The 26,374-nt window shown below is 64.6% G+C and carries 22 protein-coding genes and 1 other RNA gene; 6 read left to right on the top strand and 17 right to left on the bottom strand.

Annotated features, from left to right (window positions below; all coding sequences use genetic code 11):
• Positions 1 to 1,299 precede the first annotated feature (1,299 nt).
• The 8 genes from LL962_RS19815 to LL962_RS19780 form a co-directional block, all read right to left on the bottom strand.
• Positions 1,300 to 1,818 carry a transposase gene (locus LL962_RS19815; protein WP_228318142.1) on the bottom strand — a complete coding sequence of 173 codons (519 nt, stop codon included), beginning with the start codon at positions 1,816 to 1,818 and terminating at the stop codon, positions 1,300 to 1,302.
• A 132-nt stretch (positions 1,819 to 1,950) separates the two neighbouring features.
• Complete coding sequence (locus LL962_RS19810; RefSeq protein ID WP_228318141.1) at positions 1,951 to 2,874, bottom strand: SIR2 family protein; 924 nt, start codon at positions 2,872 to 2,874, stop codon at positions 1,951 to 1,953.
• Between the two features lie 8 nt (positions 2,875 to 2,882).
• Complete coding sequence (locus tag LL962_RS19805; protein WP_228318140.1) at positions 2,883 to 3,938, bottom strand: ParA family protein; 1,056 nt, start codon at positions 3,936 to 3,938, stop codon at positions 2,883 to 2,885.
• 82 nt (positions 3,939 to 4,020) lie between these two features.
• Positions 4,021 to 6,708 carry a pyruvate dehydrogenase (acetyl-transferring), homodimeric type gene (aceE, locus tag LL962_RS19800; protein WP_228318139.1) on the bottom strand — a complete coding sequence of 896 codons (2,688 nt, stop codon included), beginning with the start codon at positions 6,706 to 6,708 and terminating at the stop codon, positions 4,021 to 4,023.
• 353 nt (positions 6,709 to 7,061) lie between these two features.
• A complete protein-coding gene (locus tag LL962_RS19795) occupies positions 7,062 to 8,063 on the bottom strand; it encodes an arabinogalactan endo-1,4-beta-galactosidase (RefSeq protein WP_039531138.1) in 1,002 nt (333 codons plus the stop codon).
• A gap of 850 nt (positions 8,064 to 8,913) precedes the next feature.
• Positions 8,914 to 8,989: non-coding RNA, sX9 sRNA (locus tag LL962_RS19790), on the bottom strand.
• A gap of 85 nt (positions 8,990 to 9,074) precedes the next feature.
• Complete coding sequence (locus LL962_RS19785; RefSeq protein WP_228318138.1) at positions 9,075 to 10,397, bottom strand: XVIPCD domain-containing protein; 1,323 nt, start codon at positions 10,395 to 10,397, stop codon at positions 9,075 to 9,077.
• Positions 10,394 to 10,993, bottom strand: a complete 600-nt coding sequence (locus LL962_RS19780) for a hypothetical protein (RefSeq protein WP_167395221.1) — start codon at positions 10,991 to 10,993, stop codon at positions 10,394 to 10,396. Before LL962_RS19780 ends, LL962_RS19785 begins: the two co-directional genes overlap by 4 nt.
• A gap of 294 nt (positions 10,994 to 11,287) precedes the next feature.
• Between LL962_RS19780 and LL962_RS19775 the strand changes: the two genes are divergently transcribed.
• The 4 genes from LL962_RS19775 (at position 11,288) to LL962_RS19760 (ending at position 14,801) form a co-directional block, all read left to right on the top strand.
• Positions 11,288 to 13,240: a SpoIIE family protein phosphatase gene (locus tag LL962_RS19775; protein ID WP_228318144.1), complete on the top strand. Its 1,953-nt coding sequence runs from the start codon at positions 11,288 to 11,290 to the stop codon at positions 13,238 to 13,240.
• Positions 13,237 to 13,668, top strand: coding sequence for an ATP-binding protein (locus tag LL962_RS19770; protein ID WP_228318137.1), 432 nt, complete (start codon positions 13,237 to 13,239; stop codon positions 13,666 to 13,668). Before LL962_RS19775 ends, LL962_RS19770 begins: the two co-directional genes overlap by 4 nt.
• A complete protein-coding gene (locus LL962_RS19765) occupies positions 13,665 to 14,084 on the top strand; it encodes an STAS domain-containing protein (RefSeq protein ID WP_104585951.1) in 420 nt (139 codons plus the stop codon). Before LL962_RS19770 ends, LL962_RS19765 begins: the two co-directional genes overlap by 4 nt.
• Positions 14,085 to 14,177: 93 nt before the next feature.
• The gene (locus LL962_RS19760; RefSeq protein ID WP_104585953.1) at positions 14,178 to 14,801 is read left to right on the top strand and encodes an HAD hydrolase-like protein; all 624 of its coding nucleotides are present in this window, start codon (positions 14,178 to 14,180) and stop codon (positions 14,799 to 14,801) included.
• A 584-nt stretch (positions 14,802 to 15,385) separates the two neighbouring features.
• On the opposite strand, the gene LL962_RS19755 is transcribed toward LL962_RS19760, so the two are convergent.
• The 9 genes from LL962_RS19755 to mdcA all read right to left on the bottom strand — a co-directional run bounded on the left by LL962_RS19755 (position 15,386) and on the right by mdcA (position 24,296).
• The gene (locus LL962_RS19755) at positions 15,386 to 16,105 is read right to left on the bottom strand and encodes a GntR family transcriptional regulator (RefSeq protein ID WP_104585955.1); all 720 of its coding nucleotides are present in this window, start codon (positions 16,103 to 16,105) and stop codon (positions 15,386 to 15,388) included.
• A 78-nt stretch (positions 16,106 to 16,183) separates the two neighbouring features.
• Positions 16,184 to 17,539, bottom strand: a complete 1,356-nt coding sequence (locus LL962_RS19750) for an SLC13 family permease (protein WP_228318136.1) — start codon at positions 17,537 to 17,539, stop codon at positions 16,184 to 16,186.
• 87 nt (positions 17,540 to 17,626) lie between these two features.
• Complete coding sequence (gene mdcH / locus LL962_RS19745; protein WP_228318135.1) at positions 17,627 to 18,547, bottom strand: malonate decarboxylase subunit epsilon; 921 nt, start codon at positions 18,545 to 18,547, stop codon at positions 17,627 to 17,629.
• A 259-nt stretch (positions 18,548 to 18,806) separates the two neighbouring features.
• Positions 18,807 to 19,661 carry a triphosphoribosyl-dephospho-CoA synthase MdcB gene (gene mdcB, locus LL962_RS19740; protein WP_441004887.1) on the bottom strand — a complete coding sequence of 285 codons (855 nt, stop codon included), beginning with the start codon at positions 19,659 to 19,661 and terminating at the stop codon, positions 18,807 to 18,809.
• Positions 19,662 to 19,957: 296 nt separating this feature from the next.
• Positions 19,958 to 20,599, bottom strand: a complete 642-nt coding sequence (gene mdcG / locus LL962_RS19735) for a malonate decarboxylase holo-[acyl-carrier-protein] synthase (protein WP_228318133.1) — start codon at positions 20,597 to 20,599, stop codon at positions 19,958 to 19,960.
• Between the two features lies 1 nt (position 20,600).
• Positions 20,601 to 21,305: a biotin-independent malonate decarboxylase subunit gamma gene (mdcE, locus tag LL962_RS19730; protein WP_228318132.1), complete on the bottom strand. Its 705-nt coding sequence runs from the start codon at positions 21,303 to 21,305 to the stop codon at positions 20,601 to 20,603.
• Complete coding sequence (locus LL962_RS19725) at positions 21,296 to 22,198, bottom strand: biotin-independent malonate decarboxylase subunit beta (protein WP_228318143.1); 903 nt, start codon at positions 22,196 to 22,198, stop codon at positions 21,296 to 21,298. Before LL962_RS19725 ends, mdcE begins: the two co-directional genes overlap by 10 nt.
• Positions 22,199 to 22,322: 124 nt before the next feature.
• A complete protein-coding gene (gene mdcC / locus LL962_RS19720; protein ID WP_104585965.1) occupies positions 22,323 to 22,640 on the bottom strand; it encodes a malonate decarboxylase acyl carrier protein in 318 nt (105 codons plus the stop codon).
• Between the two features lie 9 nt (positions 22,641 to 22,649).
• Positions 22,650 to 24,296: a malonate decarboxylase subunit alpha gene (gene mdcA / locus LL962_RS19715; RefSeq protein WP_228318131.1), complete on the bottom strand. Its 1,647-nt coding sequence runs from the start codon at positions 24,294 to 24,296 to the stop codon at positions 22,650 to 22,652.
• 188 nt (positions 24,297 to 24,484) lie between these two features.
• Between mdcA and LL962_RS19710 the strand changes: the two genes are divergently transcribed.
• Positions 24,485 to 25,018, top strand: coding sequence for a PadR family transcriptional regulator (locus LL962_RS19710; protein ID WP_228318130.1), 534 nt, complete (start codon positions 24,485 to 24,487; stop codon positions 25,016 to 25,018).
• A gap of 385 nt (positions 25,019 to 25,403) precedes the next feature.
• Positions 25,404 to 26,192, top strand: coding sequence for a siderophore-interacting protein (locus LL962_RS19705; protein ID WP_228318129.1), 789 nt, complete (start codon positions 25,404 to 25,406; stop codon positions 26,190 to 26,192).
• Positions 26,193 to 26,374 lie beyond the last annotated feature (182 nt).

Raw genomic sequence — 26,374 nt, 5'->3', positions numbered from 1 at the left:
CTTGGGTGGGCGCCCCATCTCGATCCCTTGTTTCCACGTTGGGATCATAGATTACCATTATGTAAACACCCTCTAAGAAGCGGGTTAAAAACCCCAGATTAGACGCGAAAGCGGTGGTGGCCGAGTTCGCAATGCGCCATTCGGATGCTCAAATTATAATCGACTACATCTCTGGAAGGCGAAGTAAGGCCCGCGCAGAGCAAGCTTTCTTGGCTAGCTTTCGCGATCCTCGCTGGATGATGCGCTGGGCTCAGGACCATCACTCGTCGATGAGCAAGTTCACAACCTGGCAGCGAGGTCCCGCCGAGCAGTTGATGCTGGCAATGAATCCACTGATTGACGCATATAGCTCATTACGAGAGGATCATCCTTCAAGTATATATGAGGAGATTAACGATAATCTCTGGTAGAGATCAACAGAAGAATCTTTAATATCGATAGTGCAAAAGCTGAATACCAAGGCCGGCTTTAGTTTCACTACCCGAGATGTTGAGGAGTACTGTCCAGGAATCTCGACATCGGTAAAAGTCCTTGCATCCTCACTACGAAATTCCTTTAGCCTCCATGCCAGAAAGCCTAAAGCAAGTGACTTTGTCGACGCCATACATGCTATACATGCGCCTTACGTGGACATCTTTCGCACGGACAGCTACATGGCACCAATTGTAAAGAGGCATGTCTCCAGATATGGAACAATTGTGGTTCCGAAATTGCTGGATTTGCCAGCAAGCATCCATCAATTAAGAAGTTAACCGCCCGGGCACAGCATTAATCGACGATCGGCAGTGACTGCCAAGGTTATCAGCCTACCTAATCCCTGGGCACTGAGGAAGTCAGTGGAGCGATTTATTGCCTTCGTACTGAACGCGATATTCCTCGGACGAGACCACGCGCATTCTGTCCAACTTGGAACACCAGCCGCGCTAGGCAACGATCAGTTAAAAGAGTTCAAGCGAGAAGCAATGCGGTTGCTTAAGACTGGCGATCGGCCGGCGGCCGTAATCGCGCGGGAGTTGGGCATTACACGCAACCGGCTCTACAAACGGGCCTCGGACCTGCGCCCCCCAGTCTAGGTCAGCGCGGGCACTCCGCGCTGACGCCACATCCCTGTTGGCTTGCGCTTGGCAACGACCCGATTGAGCGATCTAATGCCTACCGCGCCATGCTCGATGAAGCCCTGCCCGACGAACTGCTCACCAGCATCCGCCTTCATCTACAGCAGCAGCGAGCCCTTGGTCACGATGCCTTCCGCGCGATGGTCGAAGCCAAGACCAGCCGCGTTGCGAGTGCCAGGCCCGCTCATCGGCCACGTAAACCAAGCGCCGTCGACTGATAAGTGAACCTGACCCCATTATTCTCATGAGTCGGCTCTTCGCACGCCCCAGATGCGTGTGCACGCTTGACCAGGTACTCGGTTGGCAATGCCACCAAGCGGGCACGTACCGGATTGAGTTCAATGTAGCGCAAGGCCGTAAGCACATACCGTTCGGTCTGCACCAAGCAGGACTTGAACCGCCCCTGCCACAGGCTTCCGCTGCGCCGGTACCTGACGTTGAAGGCCTGCACATACGATTGGCCGCTGAGCCGCATCGCCGAAGACACCGCGCCCGCCTTATCCGCCGAGACCAGTAGGTGCACATGGTTGTCCATCAGCACAAATGCATGCACCCGCACAGCAAAGCGCTCGCAGGCCATGCGTAACAGCAGGCAATAGTGGTGCCGATCCTCATCGTCCAAGAAGATCGCGCACCGGTTCACGCCTCGCTGGACAACATGCATCGGAACGCCGGGCAGTTCCAGACGCGGCTGACGCGGCATGGCCGGGCCTCCTGCTCAAGAAGAAGATCTCAGCCTGGCGGCAGCGACACAGGCCCGCTATCAGACATCGCCGCGCGGGCTTGTACGACCGGTTCGCTTAATTACCTCCGTCCCCCTTAGCCCCGATTTCCGTTATTGGGAGCTTTCGGAGCTTTCGGAGTCTGCTGCGCTGCTTTCAATAGAAATAGGCGCTTGCTCTGCGACTATCTCTCGCCTCCTTAACTGCGATTTTTCAACAAGCTCACGAATAAGCTCAGGAAGTTGCTCATGATTATTTGAACCGTCATACGTTATGACAAACAAGCGCCTGAGCTCTTTATTGATTTGAATTATCTCTTCCGACACTGGCCCCGCCTGAATTATATAATGAGGGCGCGCATCTGGAAACCTACTGGCGTGCCTCTCAACCAAGAGAGTCACAGCCGGATCAGCCATCGAGAAGCCTATGAATAGTAGAGTGTGCGTCGCTAATAGAGATGAAACGAAATCCGTGTAAACCCAACTTCCGAAGGCCCGCTCTATATATTCAGACTTAGTGAAAATAAAAGAGGATGGATCATCCACTGTTCCATGCAGCTTTACGATGTAATCGCCGGAGTCACGAAGCATCCTAAAAGCAGATGAATCGACCTTAGAAATTACACGTGGATAATGTGTACTTTCCTTGTTAACCTCCCCCCAAGCAGTCTCAATTAGCTTATCAAAATTTGTAGTAAGGATTATTCGTTGATCTAAATTTATTATTGCCTCGTGCAATGAAGAGGGGGAAGCAACTTGACTAAATTCCTCAGCAACGACTGTGGTCCAGTCAGCATCAAGCTTTCGCCGTATCACCTCGCAAGCTAGCAAGTAGTCCTTATCCTCAACAAGCTTTTGTGCCATTTTCTTGACATTCTCGTCCTCGATTTTTGAAGCAGCATGAACAAGAAAATCATTCCAGGCTTTGATGCTATTTCCAGATCTTGTCTTGGCACTAGCCGATACACCAGCACCAAGAAAAATTACAACTCTTCTCTGCGCAATATCGTTTATTAAATCGGCGTTGAAGTTAGTCACAAAAAATCTCAGCCGCGGAGGATACTATCTAGAAAGTTGTTTGAGATCGCAGTATATATCTCGCGAGCTTGCTTGCGCATACTCGTATAACTTCCACTTGCAGACACATTGATCATCGGAGAGTGCAAGGTCTGTGACTTCGGCGCAAGGCTCGCTAAGTGCTTAATGTCACCAAGATGCGCAGAAATTTTATTTCGGGGAAGCATTAAATCTGACAGATGATTTTGTACTTCACCTGGTATTTTTTCGTTGATTGCGCTGTAGGCTTCAACAATTCTGGCACTACCTTTTTCCGTCCTCTCCTTATGCTGCTGCGTAACATAGCCGAGAAACTTAAGCCTCGATTCGTGGGAGAAGGCCTCCAACTCTTTTGGATCCTCGGCGAGTTTTAAACCATTCGAAAGATCCCTCCCCCATATCTTTAGAGCCTCACTTATATTCTTGATTGCCCACAGAGAAAATATGTCGATGGACATCGGGACAATGAAGAAATTTGCCGCCAAAAGGACGGAACGATTGATCGCACCGAGTGATGGCCCCATATCAAAAAAAACGAAGTCGTAATCTTCGGCTTTCTTTATAAGGTCGGAAAAAACGAATGTCGTCCTAAGTCCACGAGTACCTCCTGAACGTGCGTCTCGCCAATCCTGAGCTAAAAGATCCTCTTTTAGCGCAAGTCTCGGGTCCCCGAGAACGACATCAAAACCAAAATTCTGCGTTTTTTTTACCGGAAGATTATGGGAATAACCGCGACCGATAGACAGTGGATGAATGATGCTATAGATACTCTCGATATTTGAGTCGTCGGAATAAGCATCTATGAATTCATCATCAGTAAGCACATACTGGGTAAGATTGCACTGTGGATCCGCATCAACAATCAGTACTTTTGCGCCGCAATTAAGAGCCAGCTGCGCACCTAAATTAGCGACAAGACTTGTCTTTCCAACTCCGCCCTTGTTATTAAAGAAACAAACAGAATATGGACCTTTGCTATCCGCACGCAGCTTCGAAACTTTACTTGTAAGCTCTTTGTCAAATTGTGGTGACTTCTTCCGTCCCATAGTACAAATCCCCCTGCGTGCACTTACCGAATACCGGGAAAATATAAAGAAACGGACAGCCACATAGCTGCCCGTTGTTCATTTAAACCCCAACCGGATTCGCCTTCTCAGGATCAATCTTGTACTGCTTGATCGCCCGGGCCACATCCTTACCGGTCATCTTGCCATCCTTCGCCAGCGCGGCAATTGCCGCGTGCGCGATGTAGTAGCGGTCGACCTCGAAGAACCGGCGCAGATTCGCACGCGTGTCCGAGCGACCGAACCCATCCGTGCCGAGCACGGTGTAGGTCATCGGGACGAAGGCGCGGATCTGGTCGGCGAAGGCGCGCACGTAGTCGGTTGCGGCGATGGCCGGGCCCTGGCGGCCTTCCAGCAGTTGGGTGACGTAGGGCTTGCGCTGTTCGGCCTCCGGGTGCAGGCGGTTCCAGCGTTCCACGGCGTAGCCGTCGCGGCGCACTTCGTTGAGGCTGGGGCAGGACCAGATGTCGGCGGTGACGCCAAAGTCCTTGTCCAGCAGCTCGGCCGCGGCAATGGCTTCGCGCAGGATGGTGCCGCTGCCCAGCAGCTGCACGCGCAGCTCGCCCTTCTTGGGCTTGCCGGCGTCCTTGAGCAGGTACATGCCCTTGATGATGCCTTCGGCTGCGCCTTCCGGCATGCCGGGGTGGGCGTAGTTCTCGTTCATCAGGGTGATGTAGTAGTACTCGTCCACCTGGTCTTCCATCATCGCCTTCATGCCGTGCTGCATGATGACGGTGACTTCGAAGCCGAAGGTCGGGTCGTAGCTACGCACGTTCGGGATGGAGCCGGCGATGACCTGGCTGAAGCCGTCTTCGTGCTGCAGGCCTTCGCCGTTGAGCGTTGTGCGGCCGGCGGTGCCGCCGAGCAGGAAGCCACGCGTGCGCATGTCCGCTGCCTGCCAGGCGATGTCGCCCACGCGCTGGAAGCCGAACATGGAGTAGTAGATGTAGAACGGCAGCATCGGCACATCCGACACCGAGTAGCTGGTGCCGGCGGCCATCCAGGACGCAATCGCGCCCGGCTCGCTGATGCCCTGTTGCAGCACCTGGCCGGTCTGGTCTTCGCGGTAGTACATCAGCTGGTCGGCATCGACCGGCTTGTACTTCTGGCCGAACGGGGCATAGATGCCGATCTGGCGGAACATGCCTTCCATGCCGAAGGTGCGCGCTTCATCGGCCACGATCGGCACGATGCGCGGGCCCAGTTCCTTGTCGCGCAGGGCGATGTTGAGGCTCTGCACGAACGACATGGTGGTGGAATAGCTGCGCTCGCCGCTGTCCTTGAGCAGGCGCTCGAACTTGTCGAGCGTGGGCGCGACGAAGGACTTGCTGGCCTTGGGACGGCGCTGCGGGAGGAAGCCACCCAGGGCGCCGCGGCGCTCCTTGAGGTACTGCACTTCCGGGGAGTCTTCGCCGGGGTGATAGAACGGCACCTGGCCGTCTTCCAGCTGGGCGTCGGTCACCGGGATGTTGAAGCGGTCGCGGAAGTGCTTGACCGCCGCATCGTCCAGCTTCTTGGTCTGGTGGGTGGGGTTGAGCGCCTCACCGGCCGAGCCCATGCCGTAGCCCTTGACCGTCTTGGCCAGGATCACGGTGGGCATGCCGGTGGTGTTCACGGCCTGGTGGTAGGCGGCGTAGACCTTGTGCGGGTCGTGGCCGCCACGGTTCAGGCGCCAGATGTCGTCGTCGGACAGGCCGGCGACCATGGCCGCGGTCTCGGGGTACTTGCCGAAGAAATTCTCGCGGGTATAGGCGCCGCCGAAGGCCTTGCAGTTCTGGTATTCGCCGTCGACGGTTTCCATCATCAGCTTGGTCAGCACACCGTTGGTGTCCTTGGCCAGCAGCGCGTCCCAGTAGCCGCCCCACAGCAGCTTGATGACGTTCCAGCCGCCGCCACGGAACACGCCTTCCAGTTCCTGGATGATCTTGCCGTTGCCGCGCACCGGGCCGTCCAGGCGCTGCAGGTTGCAGTTGACCACGAAGATGAGGTTGTCCAGGCCTTCGCGGCCGGCCAGCGCGATGGCGCCGAGGGTTTCGGGCTCATCCGATTCGCCGTCGCCGATGAAGCACCACACCTTGCGGTCGGACTTCTCGATCAGGCCGCGGTTTTCCAGGTAGCGCATGAATTGCGCCTGGTAGATGGCGGCCAGCGGGCCCAGGCCCATCGACACGGTGGGGGTCTGCCAGAACTCGGGCATCAGCCACGGGTGCGGGTAGGAGGAGATGCCCTGGCCGTCCACTTCCATGCGGAAGTTGTCCAGCTGCGCTTCGCTGATGCGGCCTTCGAGGAAGGCGCGGGCGTAGATGCCCGGGGCGCTGTGGCCCTGGATGAACAGCAGGTCGCCCGGATGGTTGTCCGAGGGCGCGCGCCAGAAGTGGTTGAAGCCCACGTCGTACAGCGTGGCGCTGGACGCGAACGAGGCGATGTGGCCGCCCAGGTCGCCCGGCTTGCGGTTGGCGCGCACGACGGTGGCCATGGCGTTCCAGCGGATGATCGAGCGGATCTTCCACTCCAGCGCCGAATCGCCGGGGTTCTTGGCCTCGTTGGCCGGGGAAATGGTGTTGACGTACTCGGTGGTGGGCGAGAACGGCAGGTAGGCGCCCGCCCGGCGGGTCTGCTCGACCATGCCTTCCAGCAGCTGATGGGCGCGCTCAGGGCCTTCGACGTCGATGACGGCCTTGATCGATTCGAGCCACTCCTGCGTCTCGAGCGGGTTCGGATCGTTGTGCAGCACTTCGTTCAACCAGTTCATTAGCGCTCCCGGGGGGGACACACCCCGCGGGTGTGTCGACATCGTGAATTCGTGAACCCCCAAGTGTACCGCAGCCACCTCTTGCCAATCCTCGCTACGGTGGCGTATGGAATGGAATGGTGTCGTGCGCTGGGTGAGGCGGTGATGCGCGGCGTCGCGCCCGGTGCGTGCCTACGGCGGGTGTGGGCGATGCGGTCCGTTCGTGCGGTGGATGGCGTGGCGGGACCTCGGGCCTGCGGCGATGGTGGTGGGCAGCGCCATCTGAGGGAAGCACCTGGGCGCGATGAGACCTGATCGATAAGGCTCGTCGCGCCCGGGTGCGCGCCTGCTGCGGGTTGCGGTGTGGTTGCCGCTCAGAACGCCTGCAGCGCTTCGGTGAGCTGGCCGTTGTTGTTGACCGCGCCCATGGTGTAGCCCTGCCAGCCGGGGTAGGCGTTGGGCTCCCAGTAGAAGATGCCGAGCACACGCGATCCGATGGCGCTGCTGCGGCTGAGCAGGTTGGTGAGCATGGCGCGGGTGGTGGCGGCCTGCTGCCAGTCCATGCCGACCTCGGCCACGATCACGTCGCTGCCGTAGCGGGAGATCATGTCGCGCATGTTGGTGTCCAGGCGGTTGTTGTAGTCCTGCCAGCTGCCGACCGGCGGGTAATGCGACATGCCGATGACGTCCCACTTGCCGCCGGCCGAGCGCAGGTTGTCGAAGAACCAGCGGAAGTTGGCGTTGTCGTAGCCGTTGGCCAGGTGCACGATGACCTTGGCGTTGGGGTACACCGCCTTGGTGGCGTTGTAGCCGCTGTTGATGAACTGGCCCAGCGTGGCGAAGTTGGGCGTCTTGCCCTCGTTCCACAGCATGCCGCTGTTGATCTCGTTGCCCACCTGCACCCAGCTGACGGTGATGCCGTTGTCCTTGAGGTATTTGAGGATGCCCTGGGTGTGGCTGTAGACATCGGTATTGAGCTGGGCGACGGAGTGGCCCGCCCAGGCGGCCGGCTTGGTCTGCTTGCCGGGGTCGGCCCAGCTGTCGCTGTAGTGGAAGTCGATCATGATGCGCATGCCCTGCGCGGCGGCGCGCTTGGCCTTGTCCAGGGTGTCGCGGCCATCGTTCCAGCCGCCGGACGGGTTGACCCACACGCGCAGGCGAATGGCGTTGCCGCCCACATCCTTGAACAGCTTGATGAAGTCGGTGGTGTTGCCGGCCGCATCGCGAAACACCTGCGGCGGGTTGGCCGCGGCCTGCTGGTTGAGCCAGCTGACATCAGCGCCCTTGGCGATGCCCTGCGCACCGGCGCCGGCGCTGAGGCCACCCAGCAATAGCACCAGCAACAAACGGTGGTACCCCTTGCGAAAAACGTGCATGAACCCTCTCCCTTGATCGATGGATGTCGCGCCACATGGCGCCCTGCCTGATCCCCCTGAATTCGCCGCATGCCTGTGGCGATACGGCGCCGCCCGCAGCGGCCAGACACGCCGCGAAACGGTGGCGATTGCAGCACAGCGGCGCAATGCGGTCGCGCTCGCTATAGCTGCTGCGTGGTTGCGGCATATCTCGCGGCGGCAAACACCTTGCGCCAGCAAACTGGCGATATTTTCGCCAGCGCGTTGTTGTGCGGGTGCAACAGAAAACCGGCGCGATAGTGCGCAGCGGGTCTGTCACTGGCGATCGGTCGCTGAGGTGGCAGGCGTGGTCGACTGTTATGGCAGCACAGGCAGACCTGGGCTCGATGCGATGCGGTGCGGCGACGTGCTGTGGGCCTCCCAGCACCGGGGCGCGTTGCTGGAAGCGCACACCCTCGCCGTACGCACGCCGCTCACCGCTCACCGCGCGCAGCGGCTGCGCTGTGACTGCGGCTGCGTGACTGCGGCTGCGGCTGTGACTGCGGCTGTGACTGCGGCTGTGGCTGTGGCTGTGGCTGATAGCTGATTCTGGAACGACACCCCTGGCTCGATCACCGTCACCGGCGCTGCGCGGCAAGCTGCGATTCCAGCTCGACCGCAGCAGCCCGACGGGTGAAGACCGCCCGCCGTCCTGCTGCCCTGCCCGCTCTGCGCACTCGACACGCTCGCGTCCGTGGATCGGCAGCGACTGAAACGAAAAACGCCGGGCAAGCCGGCGTTTTTCCTGTGCACCACGCGATGGCGGCAATTGGCGGATCGACGCGTCGCCGCGTCAGGCCTGCGGGTCGGGCGCAGTCACCGCATCAAGCGCGACTCCCAGCGCGTAGCGAGCGGCCGTCAGATGGTGCGGCTGGCGCGCCCGGCACTGCAGTGAACCCTTGGTCCATGCCGATTCCGGACAATGGCTGCGCCCACCTGACGGCTGCGCAGCCGTTTTGTCGGCTGCCCAACGCCACGCATGCATGAGCGCGCTCAGCCCAGCGCGCGTGCGCCCTGCTGCTGTTGCTGGGTCTGGGTTTGCTGCTGCTCCAGTGCCACCGCTTGGCGTGCGGCGTTGTCGGCCACGCGCTGGCTGCTCTGCTCCAGTGGGACGTTGATCGCGGCCATGGTGTCCACGCTCACGCGCAACTGCGCGGGGTCGTCCACCCTGCCCTGCACGGCGAAGGTCCGCGCAGCATCCGGGCTCATCATCACCGCGTCGATGCGCTGGCCGCCGGCTGCGTGCATTTCCGATGCCAGGCTGCCCGCCAGCTGCGCGCTGTGCTGGTCGGGCGTACGCCCGGCGCGGGCGTCCTGTGCATGCACGCCGCGCTGCGCATCCTGGAACAGGGAATTGCCGACGTGGCCGGGCTGATCGATGCGCAGCGAGGTGTGGTCGTTGCCCTGCTCGCGCGCTTCACGCCTGGCCGGCTCGCCCGGGGCGAGCGGGCCGCGGATGGCGTCGACGGCGTCCTGACCCCACCCCCGCGCGCTGCGGGTGAGGATGGTGGTGCCGGTGCGCAGCCCATCGATGTCGCTGCGGTATTCGTCGATCATGCGCTGGTTCTGCTCGACCAGCGGGCGCGCATTGGGATCCTTGAGCGCCGAATGCTCGCCGAGGAAGTTGCCCAGCTTGTGCGCGCCCAGCGAGCCGCCGGCCGCCACCAGCGGGGAATCGGGAATCAGGAAGTTGGCCTTGCTGTTGCTGTAGCCGGCACCGCTCAGGGTGGCGATCTCGTCGGGCTTGGCGTACATGCGCACCTGCCCGAAGTGCGGCGACGCCGCGCTGACCGGGTCCGATGCCATCACGTGATTGACCACGCTGTTGCCGCCTTCCGGGATCCGGTAGCTCAGGCTGGCCGCACCATAGGCGTTGAAGGTTTCGCCCTTGAGGTCGTAGTGGTGCGCCGATACCTGCGCCAGGGCGCCGCCGAGGGAGTGGCCGGTGACGGTGACCTGCGGCTGATGGCCGGTTCGGTTGCCAACGTCCTTGGCGATGTCCATCGCCTGTTTGGTGAGTGCCAGCGCATCGGCCGCCTGCGGATTGGTCCGCGAGGTGACCATGCGGGCATCGGTGAGGATATCGTTGACCGCACCCTCGGTGCCGCGGTGCGCCACCACGATCTCGCCACTTGCTTCGCGCCGGTAGATCGTGCCCTGGTAGCCGTTGGACTTGTTGTTGACGTGATCGAGCACCGCATAGCGCTGCCCTTCGATGGTGACGATTTCCTCGTGCCCCGGAGCGCGCCGACCGACCGCGCGGTCCTTGTACACGTCCTCGGACAGTCCAGCGTAATGCGGAGAAGGGATGCTCATGGCGCAACTTCCTTGGAGGCCAGGGTGATGGTGAACAGCTCATCGCGGATCTCGGGCTTGAACTGCTCCGGGCTGGGTTCGCCGGTATCGGGGAAGCCCTTGGCTTCGGAACGTGGGTAGCCCTTGTTCCAGTAGTACTTGGTCAGCGCCTGCTGCGCCGTCACCGCCTTGGCATCGATGAACGACAGGAAGCGCGTTTCCTCGTCCGTGCCGGTGGCCTTGAGCATGACGCTGGCGCCGCTGAATTCCCAATGGCAGACGCCGCGGCCGTAGTAATCCTCGTCCTGCATCAGGTCCAGATAGACGGTGCCGCGGTACTCGGTGTCAGAGACCTTCTTCAGCGCGACCGCTTCCTGGCTGGTGATGCGCGCGCCGGTGCCGGTTTCCGGCTGGATCTTGCCGCATTCCTGCTCGTTGCTGACATCGTATTGCGCGGCCGCCTGCACCAGGCCGAAAGCGCCCGGGGCGTTGTTCAGCGTCAGTGTGACCTCGAAGGCCTTGCGCGGGCTCGGGTTCACCTTGGCCAGGCCGCGACCGCCGGCGTCCACGTCGGCTTCGGCAGCGGCTTCGGTTGCAGGGGATGTGGTCTGGGTCATGCTGGTCTCCGGGGCGCTACAGGCCGTGAGCAATAGGGCCAGCAGGCTTGGGGTCAGAATCTGGCGCAAGGCCGGCCTCCGTGGCAGTTGGGGCGTCAATCTAGTCCGCTTGCGCTTGGAGGGTCAATGACGGACAGGTGAGGATGAGCCTGTTACCGGCGCTTGTGGACACGCGTAAAACTGCCATGATCGGCAACGTTGCCGCAGGGAGAGCGCGCCATCGCCAGCAGTCCGCAAGTTCCTGCAGTGCCGGTGCCGGTCACTCCACGCGTGCACTGGCGCCACAGCCTGCGCATGCGCGTGCTGCTGGCCGCCACCGCCGTGCTGGTGGTGCTGCTCGCCGTCCTGGGCACGGTGTTCTACCTGGGCGCACGCGCGGAGTTGGTGGAGGCCGCCCGCACCGAAGTGGACGGGCTGACCGAGCAGACCGCGCGCAGCCTGGCGGCGATGCTGGATTCGGTGCAGGTCAGCGGCCGCACGCTGGCCGCCAGCAGTGGTGCGGTGGGGCTGCAACCCTTCAATCTGCGCGCCCTGTTGCTGGCCACGCTCAACGGCGACCCGGATATCGGTTCGGCACGTCTGATGATCGAACCGCGCACGCAGAAGGCCGGCGATACCGGCTTCGTGTGGAATGTGTATCGCGACGGCACGCGCATGGTGGAGAAGTCGGCGCTGGAAGTGGGCTACGACTACCGCGCGATGCCGTGGTACCAGCGCACCCTGCGCGAGGGCCGGGCGTGGTGGTCCGAGCCGTACCTCAACAGCAACGGCGGCAACACGTTGTACACCAGCTACAACCTGCCGCTGCGGCGGCCCGGCGATGCGCCGGACGCGGCGCCGGTGGGCATGGTGAGCGTGGATCTGCCGCTGCAACACCTGCGCGAGATCATCGAGCAGCTGCCGCGCGATATCGGGATCCAGCCGATGCTGCTGTCGCCGGAAGGGCGGCTGGTGTTCAGCCCGGACCCGGCGCTCAACCTGCATCACACGCTGGACAGCTACGTGGCGCGCTCGCGGCCCGATCTGCGGCCGTTGCAACGCGCGGTGGCGGCGGGCCAGCCGATCTCGTTCTCGCACACCGCGCCCGGCGGCGAGCGCTTCCTCACCCATAGCGCGGCGGTGGGGCACAGCGGCTGGACCTTCGTGCTGTCCGCCTCGGAAGCCTACGTGCTGTCGGGCCTGAACTGGCTGGCGGCGTGGGTGGCCGCGGCCGCGGTGCTGGGGGCCGCAGTGTGGTGGGGCTTGATGCGGCGGATCACGCGCACGCTGACGCGGCCGATCGAAGAACTGACCGACACCGCCGAGCATTTCCGGCGCGGCGAATTCGAGTACCCGCTGCGGCATATCGAACGCGCCGACGAAGTGGGCGTGATGGCGCGCGCCTTCGACAGCGCACGCGATGCGATCCGCCACCACATCGCGCAGATCGGCGAGATGACCGCCGCGCGCGAGCGCATGCACAGCGAGCTGCAGATCGCGCGCGAGATCCAGCAGGCGATGCTGCCCTCCGGACGCACCTTCGATCGCGCCAGTTCGCACCTGGAAACCTGTGCCTGGCTGGAGCCGGCCAAGGCGGTGGGCGGCGACTTCTACCACTTCTTCGAAACCGAGCCCGGCCTGCTGTGGTTCGTGGTGGGCGACGTGTCCGACAAGGGCGTACCGGCGGCCCTGTTCATGGCGCGCGCGGTGAGCGTGCTGGAGATCGCCGCGCGCCGGCACACGCGCCCGGACGGGATCCTGATCGCCGCTTCCACCCGCCTGGCCGACAACAACGACACCTGCATGTTCGCCACCGTGCTGTGCGGCTTGATCAACGTGGTCAGCGGCGATTACTGGCTGGCCAGCGCCGGGCATGAGCCGCCGCTGCTGATCGACACCGATGGCCGCGCACAGCCGCTGCCCCTGGACACCGGCGCGCCGCTGGGCATCGAGCCGCAGACGACCTTTCCGGTGTTGCAGGGCCGCATGAGCGCCGGGCAGACGCTGCTGGGTTACACAGACGGGGTGACCGAGGCGATGGACGAGCACGGCGCCAGCTACGGGCTGGAGCGCCTGCTGGCCACGCTGCACCCGCGCCGCAGTGCGGCGGCGCAGTGCAAGGCGGTGATCGCCGACATCGCGCGCTTCACCGGCCAGGCCGAGCCCTACGACGACATCACGCTGCTGGCGATCCGGCTGCGGCAGGAGCATGCTGGGCAGGCGGAAGAGGCTGGCCGGGACCGTCCCGGAAAGGCGACCAGTACATGAAGTTCGATCTGGCCATTGCGCCATCGCTGGCCCAGCTGGCCGGCGCCAACGACGCGCTGGAAGACTCGCTGACGCGCGAAGGGCTGCACGCCGAACGCATCGGCCAGGTGCGGCTGATCGTGGAAGAGCTCGGCTGCAACGCGCTTACCCATGGCCAGTGCGTGGAGCAGCCGCTGCGCCTGAAACTGCAGCTGGACCCGCAGGCGCTGGTGCTGGAAATGCACGATCCGGGCAGCGCCTTCGACCCCTGCACCGCGCCCATGCCCGACCTGGCCAGCGAGCTCGACGATCGCGCGATCGGCGGGCTGGGGCTGTTCCTGGTGCACCAGTTCGCCGATCACATCGACTACCGCCGCGATGGTGCATACAACATCGTGCGCATCACCCTGCTACACCCGTACGCCCCTGTCCCCGAGGCCCTGCCATGACCACGCTCGCGATCCAGATCGATCCGCCGCAAGACACCCGTCAACGCGTCATCCTGACCGGGCGGCTGGACACCCACACCTACCAGGACCTGGACGCGGCGCTGTCGCCGTTGCTGGGTACCCGCATCACCACCCTGGTGCTGGACCTGGCCGCACTGGAATACATCTCCAGCGCCGGTATCCGCAGCATCTTCAAGGCGCGCAAGGCGCTGGCCTCGCGCCACGGCAAGGTGCTGGTGACGCACCCGCAGCCGCAGATCCGCAAGGTCTTCGACATGGTGAAGGCCGTGCCGCTGAGCGATGTGTTCGCGTCCACCGAGGAGCTGGACGCCTACCTGGGCGCGATGCAGCGCAAGGTGATCGAGCAGAGCGCCCACGGCGACGCACCGATCGTGGCGCATTTCGCCGAAGCCTAGCCTTGCATCGCCTGCGCGTGCACGTGGGGACGTGTGCGCGTGGGAGCTGCGGGATGGGTTGGTAGGCTATGGCGCCCTGCGCCGCGCGTTGCCATGCCTGCACTGATCATTTTCGATTTCGACGGCACCCTGGCCGATTCGTTCGGCTTCTTCCTGAGCGCACAGCGCGAACTGGCCGAGCGGCACGGGTTCCGCGCGGCAGAAGCGCATGACGTGGATGCCGCGCGCAGGTTGAGTACGCGCGCACTGCTCAAACGCTCGGGTCTGCCGGCATGGCGGATTCCGCTGGTAGCGGCCGATTTCATTCGGCTGATGCGTGCAGCGCCGCCGGCGGCATTGTTTCCCGGCATCGCGGACGTGCTCGGCGCACTGCATGCGCGCGGCACGCGGCTGGCGCTGGTGTCGTCCAATTCGGTGGAGAACGTGCAGCGCGCACTGGGCGCAGCGCTGAGCGCGAAATTCGCCGTCATCGAGGGTGGCGCGCACCTGCTGGGCAAACAGCGCGCCCTGCGGCGTGTATTGCGAGCCACTGCGCATCTGCCAGCACAGGCCGTGTATGTGGGAGATCAGGTCGCCGACTGGGAAGCGGCCCAGGTGCTGGGGCTGCCGTTCGCTGCGGTTGCGTGGGGCTATGCGCATCCGGAGGCGTTTGCCGGGTTGGCAGGGACGCAGCTGATCGAGCGTGTGGAAGACCTGCTTGCGCTGGGCATGCGCTAGCACCAGGCGCGGCCCTCATCCGCCCTTCGGGCACCTTCTCCCACAGGTGGGAGAAGGATGGAGTACCGGCGGCGATAACTTCGCATGCTGATGGTTCCCTGAGCCCAGGCTGATCGTTGCCGGTGCAGAGATTGGCTTGCTGTTGCTGTTGCTGTTGCTGTTGCTGTTGCTGTTGCCGTTGCTGTTGCCGTTGCTGTTGCTGTTGCCGTTGCTGTTGCTGTTGCCGTTGCCGTTGCCGTTGCCGTTGCCGTTGATCTTGCTTCACCCCGTCGCCTTAAAGCGAGCCGAGCACCGCAGTCACGCGTGGCCGAAGAGGCGCCCTTGTTTGAGCGCAGCGAGTTTGGGCACCGTGCCGCGCGTGGCGAGGAGCACAGGGGACCGGCGCGGCTGTATTGCGCCGGCTCGCGTCGGGCGACAGCGGTTTTGGTGACTTTTGCCAAGACAAAAGTCACCCGCGCCGCCAGGCGCGGAAGCTTTTGCCCTTGCTTCAAGCCCCTTCCCCAAATCCCCAACTCAGGATCCTTGCCCACTGCAGCCCTGCAACGCCCTCCGCAGAACATCCCAGGACACCAACGCCAAATCCACTACACCCCACCCGAGCGCGGCAACGGTGCCGGCACGTTCAACATGCCACCGGCCGCCACATAGGCTGCCAACGCCTGGCCCTGGCTCAGCAGATGCCCGTGCATGGTGCGCTCGGCACCTTCGGCATCGCCGCGCCGTACGCACTCCATCAATTGCCGGTGCTCGGCCAGCGATTGCGCCATCCGCCCCGGGGTCAGCAATTGTCGTCCGCGATGCATCTTGAGGATGCGGTGCAGGTCGTGGGTGACGCGGATCAGCCACGGATTGCCGGCGTAGTGCTGCACCGTTTCGTGGATGAGGTAATTGTTGCGGTAGTACTCGGCCAGATCGCCGGAGGCGGCCGAGGCCTCCATCGCCGCATGCAACTCTTCCAGGCGCTGCACACCGGCCGTATCGATGCGCTTGACCGCATCGTGCGCGCAGCGGCCTTCCAGCATCGCCATCACCGGAAACAGCTGGTTGAGGTCTTCCAGCGTCAGCCGGGTGACCCGGCTGCCGCGGCCGGCATCGATCTGTACCAGACCTTCGGCGGCGAGCAGCTTGAGGCTCTCGCGCAAGGGAGTGCGGCTGATGCCGAGCTCTTCGGCCAGCGCGGGTTCGTCGATCCATTCGCCCGGCGGCAGGACGTAGTCGTAGATCTTCTGACGCAGACGCTCGGCCACTTCCTCGTACAGCGGTACGCGCTTCTTGGCGCTGCGCGAATCAGGAGCGAGGGTCATGGGGGCAGGTCGTCGGCATCGGAGCGGGAGCGCCTATTCTACCGGGGCGCCCCCGGGCCTCGCCCGATGCCGCCGATGTCACAACCAACCCGGCACCACGAACAGCAGCCATGCCGCCAGCGGTCCCAACGCGACCACCAGCCCGCTATAGACCAGAAAGCGCCGGAACAGGCCGTCACGCTCCTCCTTGGCCGCCGAGGCCACCACCAGCGCGCCGTTGGTGGAAAACGGGCTGACATCCACGATGGTGGACGACACCGCCAGCGCGCAGATCACCCCGGCCGCGCCGAGCTGGCCCTGCATCAGGAACGGCACCGCCAGCGGGATGGTGGCGCCGAGCACGGCCGCCGAGGACGCGAACGCGGACACGATGCCGCCCACGTAGCAGACCAGCAACGCGCCCAGCAGCGGCATGCCGATATGCGAGACGCCGGTGCCGATGTAATCCACTGCGCCGGCTTTTTCCAGCACCGCCACGTAGGTCACCACGCCGCTGATCAGCAGTACGGTGGACCAGCTGATGCCATCCACCGCGCCCTTCTGCGCATTGGGCGAAATCAAGGCCAGCGCGACGGCGACGGTGATCGACACCAGGCCGACGTTGAGGTTGTAGACCAGCGCGGCCACGCCCAGGCCGAGCAAGCCGATCAGGGTGATCACGCGATCGCGGGTGATCGCCACCGACTCCAGCGCCAGCGGGTCGGTGGACAAGGTGCCACCACCGGCAGCGACCAGCGCGCCATGGCCTTCGATGGCGAAGCGACGTTGCGAGGCCTGATCGCCGGTGACCGGCACGTACTGCGCATCGGCCAGCGAGAGTTCGTGCCGGCGCATCAGCTTGAGCCCGCCGAAGACGCAGAAGCACAGGATGGCCATCATCAGGTTGAAGCCCAGGCTGGTGAGGAATACCGCCATCTCGGTGACATCCAGCCCGGCCTTTTCCACCACCTTGTTGGTGATGCCGCCATACACGCTGATCGGCGAAAACCCGCCGCCCTGCGCGCCATGGATCACCAGCAGGCCCATCATCAGGGGATTGATGCGGTACTGCTTGGCAAAGCGCAGCGCGACCGGGCCGATGATGGCCACCGCCGCCGGCCCCAGCGCACCGAACGCGGTGAGCAGGCCAGTGATGACGAACATCACCCACGGAATGGCGACGATGCGCCCGCGTACCGCGCGTACCGCCCAGTGCACCAGCAGGTCGATGGTGCCGTTCTTCTGCGCGATGGCGAACAGGTAGGTGATGCCGACCAGGGTCAGGAACAGATCGCCCGGAAAACCGGCCAGCACCTCCTTGCCGTCCAGCCCTACCCATAGGCCGCCGACGATGAACGCCAGCGCGAAGGCGACCGCGCCCATGTTGATGGGCAAGGCGGTGGCCACGATGAACATGACGACCAAGCCAAGAATCGTTGCAATTTGCGGGGTCATGCGCCCTCCCAGACACCTGATTCGCGTACAGCACGGATGGCCACCCGCCATCCAAGGGTCACGCCCTGCCTACCACCTGCGCGATCGTCATGCCGCGCGTTCGCACGCGGCGGTCACCCACTCCACCACCCCTCGGGTGCTATGGAACTCGTCCACCGCGCGCGCCTCGCAGCCCGGCACCGTTTCGCGCGCCATGCGCGCCAATGCACTGCCGGGGCCGAGTTCGAGATAGACGCGCGCACCGCGCTCGGCGGATTGCGCCAGCACGTCGTGCCAGCGCACGGTCTGCGCGATCTGCGCGGACAGGCTGTCGATGAGTTGCGCCGGCGCGGTGATCGCACGCGCATCGATACCGGCGAGCACACGCAGCGCTGGCGTGCGCAGCGTCGTCTTGCTCAGCTCGATCGCGAAGGCATCGGCTGCGGCGCGCAACCACGGCGTGTGCGCCGGCACACTGACCGGCAGCAGGCTGCTGCGTGCGCCACGCGCCTGTGCGTCGTCGCCTAGCGCCTGCAAGGCCGCGCGCGGGCCTCCCAGTACGGCGTGGTCGTCGCCGTTGACGATGGCCAATGCAGCGCCGTGGGTGTCGCACAGGCGGTGGAGCGTGGCGAGCGGCAGGCCGAGTACCGCCATCAGGCCCGCGTGCTCGGGGCTGGCGTCGTCCATCAGGCGAGCGCGGGTGGCTGCCAGCCGCAGGCAGGTGGCGATGTCGATGCTGCCGGCCACCGCATGCGCGGCGAGTTCGCCGACGCTGTAGCCCAGCGCCATCAGCGGTGTCGGCAACTGGTCGCGCAGCAGTTGCCACTGCGCAAGGATGCCGGCGCAGACCAGTGGCTGGGCGACGGCGTTGGCGTAACGGCCCGGATCGGCGGCCAGCGTCTGCGGTGCTGCGCCGAGCACTTCTTCGGCATGTGCGAGCACGGCAGCCGCAGCGGGCACCTCGGTGAGCCGCGCGAACATGTCCGGGTGCTGGCCACCTTGGCCTGGGCAGAGGATGGCCAGGCTCATGCGCTCGCCTGGCTACGGTTGATTTGATGATGACTGCTAGAGCTGCCCTCATCCGCCCTTCGGGCACCTTCTCCCGTGGACGGGAGAAGGATGGCGATTCGTGCGACGGTGAGCGGGGCGGCGAAGCTGCAGGCGCTCGTGTCTTCGGCCGATGCCACGGCAGCTGCGGTGCTGCCCTCATCCGCCCTTCGGGCACCTTCTCCCGTTAACGGGAGAAGGGTGGCAGTTCGTGCGACGGCCGGTGGAGACGTGTGGTTGCTCATAGACGCTGCTGACCGTGCAGGAACCATGCGCAGGCCAGCAGATCGGCGCTGCCGCCGGGGCTGAGCCGGCGTTCGACGAAGCCTGCGCCGATCGCGCTCAGCCGTTGGTGCCAGTTCGGTTGCGCAGTGCCGCCATCGGCAAGAAAACGCAGCGCCTGAGCCTTGGCGTAGGCGAGCCCATCGGCGCCGCCCCGATGCAACAGGTTGAGATCGTCCACGCATGCGATCAACTGCATCAAGGTCTGGCTGAGCGCGGCCTGCTGCGTGCCGCCGGCCTGCAGGGTGGCGCGCAGGGTCGGCAGCGCCACCTCGCGCAATACCGGATAACCCATCGCGGCCTGCTCGCGCACACCGGCCACCTTGTGCAGCGCACGCATGCGCTGGCCATTGCTGTGCGGATCCAGCGGTGCGGCGAGCAAGGCCTGCCGCCAGACCTGCACGCCCTTGCAGACAGCGTCGGCATCGGCCGGCCGATCGGATGCGGCATGCAGGCGTGCAGCCTGCGCGGTCAGCAGGCCAAGACTGAAAATGGCACCGCGGTGGGTATTGACGCCGCCGGTGGCGCGTTGCATGGCCGCTTCGGCGGCGATGCCCAGATCGCGCAGCCGCGCAAACCGCGCATCCTCGATGCCAGCCTGTGCAATGGCGACGAAGTAGCCGCGCAACGCGAACAGGCTGCGCAGAAACATGGCCGCATCCATATCGGTATGGCTGCCGCTGTCGAACGGCGTGACCAGGCCGGGCTTGGGAGCGCAGGCCAGCTCCGCATGCAGCGCGGCAACGGCGAGACGACCGAGCCGATAAGCCAGTGGGCTGGCGCACGACTGACCCAGGGGCGGCATGCACTGCATCGCGATATGAGCGCCGCGATGGCGCTCAGCCGCGCGCGACTGGACGGCCTGCACTGGCCGTCCCTGGCGCGCAGGTTGTCTGGCGACTGCCGCTGAAGCCGGTGCTTCGCGCTGACCACGATCGGGGACGGCACGACGGGGAGCTGCGCTGCGCGCAACCGCAACCGTCGGCTCGGACGAGGGGGCCGCGGCCAGGCACCGCGTCGGCGCAGGTGGCGGCATCAGGTCGCCCTGCAAGAAAGCGGCGCGTGGCACTGCCATGGTCCCGGGATGGCGCCCGTGATTTTTCAGCACCGTCATGCTGCGCTCCAGAGCGGGAGCAAGTTCGCCCGCGGCAGCAGACGGCAGCTGGTGCTGGATTTCACCAGCACCTGCTGCGCGCTGCCGGCGTATTCGCGCCAGTTCACCGCCATGTCGTCGGGCAGCAACAGTTCGCCATCGGCGCGCTGCCCGTAGCGCCATTCCCAACGCTGCAGCAGCGCCACCACCGTCTGCGCCTGCTCGGCGGTATCGACGGTCCACAGCAGATCCAGATCCGATTGTGCGTGCACATAGGCCAGGCCGGTCAGGGCCTGCCAGGCGTAGCTGCCGAACACCCGTGGGTGCAGCGCATGGGCACGGCAGTGCGCGAGCAATGCCTGCAATGCCGGTTGTGCAGCCTGCGGCGCGTGCGCGACCGCCGTCTCCAATGCGAGCGGTGCGGTGCAGCGTGCAAGCTCGCAAACACGAGCGGTCAGTGCCAGGCGCTGTTTGGCTTCGCCAGGCGGCAGCGGCACACCCAATTGCAGCACGCCTGGCGCCTCGCTGCCGTCGCGTCGCGCCACCACCGCCGGCAGGCCGGCGGCGAACCATTGCTGCAACCGTGGCTGCGCGCCCGGCGTCAGCGCCTGCCACTGCGCGGCAGGACGCAACCACACCAATGCGTGGCGGCCGATCATGTCAGGCCTCGCCTGCGGCCACGGCGGCAGCGACATCGTATGCCAGGGTGCGGCCACCGCGTTGCGCGCCACGCAGGCGACGGCGGTCGCCTTCGGCAGGTGCGGCCAGGGCATCGAGCAGCGCTTGCGCCAGATCGCCCTCCCACAGCGCGTCCACCGCGCCCATGCGCACATAGTTCTCCACACCCGGCGCGAACACCGGCGAGTGCTGGCTCAGCGCCTGCAAGGTCTCCACCGATTGCTTGGTCACCCGCGCCATCGCGCGCAGGTCCATCACGCGCACCTGCGCACTCGGCAAGGCATGGATGCGATCGGCCATCAGGCCGTAGGACAGGAATCCGCCGCTGACCGCTTCGCCATAGACCAGGGTGACCAGGCGTGCGCCGCGCTGACGCGCCAGCTCCAGTGCGCGCGCCAGGTGCGCGAAATAGCCGTTGATGCCGAGCAGCTCGTCGCGCCGCGCGAGCCGCTGCCCGGCAGTGTCGACCAGCATCACGATCGGCTGCTGTGGAGCGGCGCGGGTGCTGGCCAGCACGCTGGCGGCCAGCGCCAGCGCATGGTCCACACCCACTTCCAACTGATTGGCGGTGCCGATCACCGTGACCTCGCCTGCGGCGGTGGTGGCGCTACCGCTGAGCACGTCATGGTTGCGCGCGATGGCGTGACCGAGCGGAAACAGCTGGTCAAGCAACTGGCTCAGTTCCATGGCAGGCTCCGGTCCGCGGTGGCGGCAAGAAAGGCGTCGGTGTCCAGCAGCGGCAGCCGCTGCGCATCGGCGATACCCTGACGGTTCCAGATCTCCAGCCCGTCGCGGCAATCGCCGTAGGCCTCGATGCGCGCAGACAATTGTTGATGCGCGCGTTCCAGCGATTGCAGTGCGGCATCGCCGGTCGGTTCGACGAGCGTGTCCAACGTGCCGGCTGCGGCCTCGGCGAACGCGGCGATGCGATCGGCCACCAGGGTCTGCGCCTCGCCGAGCAGGTAGCGATGCTTGCCACCGGTGACGCGCCATACCAGCGCGCGGTCACGGGCATCGAATTCCTCCACACCACGCACGGTCTCGATCACGTCCGGGCCGGACAGCGACAGGCGGCCCTCTTCGGACATGATCACCGCGCTGCAGCAGCGCGCCACGATGCCCATGCCGCCGAAGGCGCCGTTGCCGCTGCCGATCAGCGCCAGGACCGGGATGCCGGCGCCGCGCGCATTCAAGGTGGCGCGCATCACCTCGGAGATGGCGATCAGGCCGGCGTTGGCTTCATGCAGACGCACGCCGCCGGTATCGAGCAGCAGCAGTACCGCATCGGGCCGGGTGGCGGCGGCACGTTCCAGCAGGCCGGTGAGCTTGGCGCCGTGCACCTCGCCGACGCCGCCGCCCATGAAGGTGCCCTGCTGCGCGGCGATCAGGATCTTGCGCCCATGCAATGTGCCTTCACCGACGACGATGCCGTCATCGAAGGCGCCGGGGGTCTCCAGTTGCGCCAGGTGCGGACTGATCAGGCGACGGCGCGGGCCGACGAATTCGCGGAAGCTGCCGGCATCCAGCAACCCATCGAGACGCTCGCGAGCATCGGCTTCGTAGTAGCTGCGTTCGGCCATGGGGATGGTGGTGCTCATGCGCGGCTCCGGATGGCATGCGCAGAAACGCACCTGGGCGCGATTCGGGCATCGACGCGAAGGCCCATCGCGCGCGGGAGGGTTGCTACGGGAGATGCGGGGTGGCTCATGCGTCCGCTCCTTGCAACACGTCCAGCGCCTGGTCCAGGCGTAGGCGCACGACCGCCGGGGTGGCGCCGACGTCGTTGATGCTGATGCGTACATCGCGCAGCGGATGGCGCGCGGCAAAATCGTCCAGTACCGCCTGCCAGATCGCGCCGAAACCACGCGCGGCGGTGAGGATCTCGATCTCCATCGCGCCATCGAGCGGCACGCGCTCGACCAGCACTTCCAGGTTGCCAGAGGCGACCACGCCCACCAGCGCATGCTCCAGACCCGTGCGCGCACTGCGCTGGCCGTCGAAACGATAACGAAGGGTTTCCATGCCGTGCCCTTACCAGTTGCGAAAACGTTTCGGGGGGTCGTACAAGCCGCCGGACCAGCGCACCAGATCCTTGACCGTACGCGCGGCGAGCAGGTCACGGGTGGCATCGCGCGGACGGATGCCCAGGTCTTCCGGCCGTTTGATGACGCCGCGATCGCGCAGGTTTTCGACCGCGCGTTTGTCGCGGCCCAGGCCGACGGCGGTGTAACCGGACACGCCACGGATGGCCTGTTCGCGCTCTTCCGGTGTACGGCACAACAGCAGGTTGGCGATGCCTTCTTCGGTCAGCACATGGCTGACGTCGTCGCCGTAGATCATCACCGGCGGCAACGGCAGGTTGGCCCGCTCGGCCAGCTCCCAGGCGTCGAGCCTGTCGACGAACGCAGGCGCCATGTGCTCACGGAAAGTTTCCACCATCTGTACCACCAGCTTGCGCCCGCGCGGCATCTCGCCCGGCCGTGCGGCTTCGCGCCCGGCCTTGAGCCAGGCATCGCTGGCATGCCGGCGGCCGCGCGCATCCGATCCCATGTTGGGCGCACCACCGAAACCGGCAATGCGGTCGCGCGTGGCGGTGGAGCTGTTGCCCTGCAGATCGATCTGCAGGGTGGAGCCGATGAACATGTCGCAGGCATACAGGCCGGCCGTCTGCGACAGCGCGCGGTTGGAACGCATGCTGCCGTCGGCACCGGCGAAGAACACATCTGGGCGCGCGGCGATGTAGGCCTCCATGCCCAATTCCGAGCCGAACGAATGCACCGATTCCACGAAGCCCGATTCGATCGCCGGGATCAGCGCCGGATGCGGATTGAGCGCCCAGTGCCGGCAGATCCTGCCCTTCAGCCCCAGCGATTCGGCGTAGGTGGGCAGCAGCAGTTCAATCGCAGCGGTGTCGAAGCCGATGCCATGGTTGAGCCGCTGAACGCCGTATTCGGCGTAGATGCCCTTGATGGCCATCATTGCCATTAGCACCTGGATCTCGGAGATCTGCGCCGGGTCGCGGGTGAACAGTGGTTCGATGTAGGAGGGCTTGGGCGCCTGGGTGACGAAGTCCACCCAGTCGGCCGGGATATCCACGCGCGGCAGGGTCTCGACGATCTGGTTGACCTGCGCGATGACGATGCCGCCCTTGAACGCGGTGGCCTCCACGATCACCGGGGTGTCTTCGGTATTGGGGCCCGTGTAGAGATTGCCGTGGCGGTCGGCCGCCTGCGCGGTGACCAGCGCGATGCGCGGGGTCAGGTCGATGAAGTAGCGCCCAAACAGCTCCAGATAGGTGTGGATGGCACCGATCTCGATGCGGCCTTCGCTCACCAGCCCGGCCAGGCGCGCGGCCTGCGGGCCGGAGAACGAAAAATCCAGCCGCTTGGCGATGCCGCGTTCGAACACATCCAGATGCGCGGCCAGCGACAGCACCGATTGCACCATGTGCAGGTCGTGCACGCGCGCCGGATCCACTTCGGTAAGACAGCGCGCCAGGAAATCGGCCTGCTTCTGGTTGTTGCCTTCCAGACACACGCGGTCGCCCGGCTCGATCACCGCCTCCAGCAACGCGACCACGTCCTCGGCGGCCACCACCCGCCCGTGCGGTGCGAGCGCGGCGGCGCGCTGCAGGCGCTGGCGTCGACTCTCGGCCTGAGTGTCCCACTGTGGACTCATGCGCGCTGCCTCACTTGGCGAACCCGTAATGTCTAAGTAATTACATCGTAATTACGGCAATCAGCCCTGTCTAGACGCGATGCAACATCGGAATCCGGGGAGACGGCTGGGTGCTGGCAGACCCAACGCATTTGCGGATGCGGCAACTTCGATATATCGTTTCACCCGGATTCGATATATCGAAGATAATGCCCTCCGCCCATCGCAGCCTTGCCGAACTGGATGCACTCCCACGCCTTTCATCAGGGCGCAGCGATCCCCGTGCCCGGCCACTGGAACATGGCGATCTGCGCCTGCTGGTACTGGCACTGATCGAACAGCATCCGCGCCATGGCTACGAACTGATGCGGCAGATCGCCGCGCTCTTCAAAGGGCTGTACACGCCCAGCGCCGGCGCGATCTATCCGGTGTTGGCGCAACTGGAATCGGATGGGCTGGTGCAGGCCGAAGCCCAGCAAGGCCGCAAGCGTTATCGGATCAGCGACGCAGGGCTGCGCTACGCCGGCGAGCAACGCGATGCGCTGGATGCCGCGCACGCACGCAGCCAGCGGCGTGCGCGCGAGTTGATCAAGGCGCAAACCCCCGCCCCGATCCGCGACGCGATCCACCGCATCAAGCGCGGCCTGTTTTCACGGCACGGGCAATGGAGTGATGCCGAAACCGCACGCATCGCCGCCCTGCTCAACGCCGCCGCCGACGGCATGGAGCAAGACGATGCGTGAGCGCGTGTGTTTGCCGCCTGTGTCTTTCCAGCCTGCGCGGGCCCGGGACGCGGTCGGCGGCTGTGGGCCTCCTGACATGGAACGCGCGCCAGACGCGCTGTGGTTCGAGGCGATTGCCGCAAGCGCTCGCGCAGCGAGCAACAACGCACTGGAGTGAACGTAGCAAGCGACGCATCTGCATCGTTGCAACCACATGAGGCTTCGCGCGCACCCTCATCCGCCGCTGCGCGGCAGCTTCTCCCGAGGGGAGAAGGATAGGCACTGCCTTGGCTGCTGCGCCTGTGACGCCATCGATTTCGACCTTCATCGTGTTTCATCACTCCACTCCCCACGCCGTATCGCGAACAGCCGTATCGCCAAACGGTACCCACAGGACTCCCACTTCATGGCTGCACATACCAACACCCAACTCCGCCGCGACCCGCGCCTGCGTACCGTGCAGGTGGTGCGCTGCGAATCGATCACGCCGCAGATGCGTCGCGTCGTGTTCGGCGGCAGCGCGTTGGCCGGCTTCCAGAGCGAGGCGCCGGACGATCACGTCAAACTGTTCTTCCCCAATGCCGATGGCGCCTTTGTGTTGCCGACGATGACGCCGGAAGGACCGCGTTATGCCGAGGGCGCGCTCCCCTCGGCCAGCCGCGACTACACCCCGCGCCTGTTCGACCCGCAAAGTGGCGAGCTGAGCATCGACTTCGTGCTGCACGGCGATGGCGTGGCGACCAGTTGGGCCGCGCAAGCGCAGCCAGGCGATGCGCTGTGCATCGGCGGCCCGCGCGGCTCGTTCCTGGTGGCCGACGACTACGACCACTACGTCCTGATCGGCGACGAAACCGCGCTGCCGGCGATCGGCCGATGGCTCGAGGCGATGCCGGCGGACATGCATGCCGAAGTATTCATCGAAGTGGCCGATGCAGCCGAACGCCAGGAACTGCTGAGCGCCGCCGACGTGGATGTGTACTGGCTCGAACGCAACGGCTTCGACGCGGCCAGCAGCACCTTGCTGGAAGACAGCCTCCGCGACTACGAGCCGCACGATGGCGACACCTTCTACTGGATCGGTGCCGAGTCGATGCGCACGCGTGCCATGCGCAAGTTCATCGAAGAACACCTGGGCGTGGACAAGGACTGGATCCGCGCCAAGGGTTACTGGAAGGCGCATTCCGCAGAGGAGTGATGCGCTACGCGCGCTTCTTGCCGGAGCGCGCCCGAGCGGATTGCGGTTTCATCGCGATAACGTGCCTTGGCGGCGGGTCTATCGGTCACGCGTTCGCGACCAGGGCCGCTTGTGTCTGCGCATTGCTCTAAAGTTTGGGTGGAGAGCGATGTGCGGCACGCCGACCGGTCGCAGTGTTGGAG

Source organism: Xanthomonas sp. NCPPB 1067 (assembly GCF_020783795.1).
Classification (GTDB): Bacteria; Pseudomonadota; Gammaproteobacteria; order Xanthomonadales; family Xanthomonadaceae; genus Xanthomonas; species Xanthomonas melonis.
The sequence above is the reverse complement of the archived record's forward strand: the minus strand, read 5'-3'. Positions and strand labels throughout refer to the sequence as shown.

Excerpts from the sequence above, each read along its gene's own strand:
- LL962_RS19815 (WP_228318142.1), bottom strand. The coding sequence starts at position 1,818 with ATGCCGCGTCAGCCGCGTCTGGAACTGCCCGGCGTTCCGATGCATGTT.
- LL962_RS19805 (WP_228318140.1), bottom strand. The coding sequence starts at position 3,938 with ATGGGACGGAAGAAGTCACCACAATTTGACAAAGAGCTTACAAGTAAA.
- aceE (WP_228318139.1), bottom strand. The coding sequence starts at position 6,708 with ATGAACTGGTTGAACGAAGTGCTGCACAACGATCCGAACCCGCTCGAG.
- LL962_RS19795 (WP_039531138.1), bottom strand. The coding sequence starts at position 8,063 with ATGCACGTTTTTCGCAAGGGGTACCACCGTTTGTTGCTGGTGCTATTG.
- LL962_RS19785 (WP_228318138.1), bottom strand. The coding sequence starts at position 10,397 with ATGAGCATCCCTTCTCCGCATTACGCTGGACTGTCCGAGGACGTGTAC.
- LL962_RS19780 (WP_167395221.1), bottom strand. The coding sequence starts at position 10,993 with ATGACCCAGACCACATCCCCTGCAACCGAAGCCGCTGCCGAAGCCGAC.
- LL962_RS19775 (WP_228318144.1), top strand. The coding sequence starts at position 11,288 with ATGCGCGTGCTGCTGGCCGCCACCGCCGTGCTGGTGGTGCTGCTCGCC.
- LL962_RS19770 (WP_228318137.1), top strand. The coding sequence starts at position 13,237 with ATGAAGTTCGATCTGGCCATTGCGCCATCGCTGGCCCAGCTGGCCGGC.
- LL962_RS19765 (WP_104585951.1), top strand. The coding sequence starts at position 13,665 with ATGACCACGCTCGCGATCCAGATCGATCCGCCGCAAGACACCCGTCAA.
- LL962_RS19760 (WP_104585953.1), top strand. The coding sequence starts at position 14,178 with ATGCCTGCACTGATCATTTTCGATTTCGACGGCACCCTGGCCGATTCG.
- LL962_RS19755 (WP_104585955.1), bottom strand. The coding sequence starts at position 16,105 with ATGACCCTCGCTCCTGATTCGCGCAGCGCCAAGAAGCGCGTACCGCTG.
- LL962_RS19750 (WP_228318136.1), bottom strand. The coding sequence starts at position 17,539 with ATGACCCCGCAAATTGCAACGATTCTTGGCTTGGTCGTCATGTTCATC.
- mdcH (WP_228318135.1), bottom strand. The coding sequence starts at position 18,547 with ATGAGCCTGGCCATCCTCTGCCCAGGCCAAGGTGGCCAGCACCCGGAC.
- mdcB (WP_441004887.1), bottom strand. The coding sequence starts at position 19,661 with ATGCAGTGCATGCCGCCCCTGGGTCAGTCGTGCGCCAGCCCACTGGCT.
- mdcG (WP_228318133.1), bottom strand. The coding sequence starts at position 20,599 with ATGATCGGCCGCCACGCATTGGTGTGGTTGCGTCCTGCCGCGCAGTGG.
- mdcE (WP_228318132.1), bottom strand. The coding sequence starts at position 21,305 with ATGGAACTGAGCCAGTTGCTTGACCAGCTGTTTCCGCTCGGTCACGCC.
- LL962_RS19725 (WP_228318143.1), bottom strand. The coding sequence starts at position 22,198 with ATGGCCGAACGCAGCTACTACGAAGCCGATGCTCGCGAGCGTCTCGAT.
- mdcC (WP_104585965.1), bottom strand. The coding sequence starts at position 22,640 with ATGGAAACCCTTCGTTATCGTTTCGACGGCCAGCGCAGTGCGCGCACG.
- mdcA (WP_228318131.1), bottom strand. The coding sequence starts at position 24,296 with ATGAGTCCACAGTGGGACACTCAGGCCGAGAGTCGACGCCAGCGCCTG.
- LL962_RS19710 (WP_228318130.1), top strand. The coding sequence starts at position 24,485 with ATGCCCTCCGCCCATCGCAGCCTTGCCGAACTGGATGCACTCCCACGC.
- LL962_RS19705 (WP_228318129.1), top strand. The coding sequence starts at position 25,404 with ATGGCTGCACATACCAACACCCAACTCCGCCGCGACCCGCGCCTGCGT.